The following is a 560-nucleotide window of genomic DNA, read 5'->3' as shown; positions in this document are numbered from 1 at the left end:
GAATCATCAGCGCGCTTTTGCCGCAAATACCTTCTATCGCATGCAGTGCCGCATCGCTGCTGTTGCAAAGATTATCCAGTACAACAACTTCATAACCTGCTTCAAGCAGCGCAAGTGTGGTGTGCGAGCCGATATAGCCGGCGCCACCCGTTACCAGAATCTTCATAGCGCGGTCCGTCATTGGATAAGTGACAAGTAGCCTGTCAAGTCCCTTTCATTGAATCTGTGGCGCACCACACAAATAAGGACGACAACAGCCTTAAACAAAATTAGTTCAACCACTGGCAATAAATATTTTTGCAGGTCAAACTGTATTGCCCGGTACTTATTAGCACCCCGAGTGCACTCATCACTATCAACAGATACCGACTAAAAATAACCAATAACGCTATAACCGACATCTCATAACATTGTCAGGTTTTACCCTCCGCACTAATTGCCATTAACAACCTGACTCAGGTATTAAAGTACTCGTTCAATAATCATTGAAACTTGTGCGCGTTCCTAAGTGCGCGCATCCGTTGCCTGTGTTCCATGACTGTCCAGGATACTTTTATGAT

At 45.2% G+C, this 560-nt stretch carries 1 protein-coding gene; it reads right to left on the bottom strand.

Annotated elements, in window-relative coordinates:
- Positions 1–166, bottom strand: a 166-nt coding sequence (locus HT737_RS30520; protein WP_182404683.1) for an NAD-dependent epimerase/dehydratase family protein, incomplete at its 3' end; no start/stop codon positions are given.
- Between the last annotated feature and the right edge of the window lie 394 nt (positions 167–560).

The organism is Pseudomonas sp. MD195_PC81_125, assembly GCF_014060985.1.
In the GTDB taxonomy this organism is placed as follows: domain Bacteria; phylum Pseudomonadota; class Gammaproteobacteria; order Pseudomonadales; family Pseudomonadaceae; genus Aquipseudomonas; species Aquipseudomonas parakoreensis.
The sequence above is the reverse complement of the archived record's forward strand: the minus strand, read 5'-3'. Positions and strand labels throughout refer to the sequence as shown.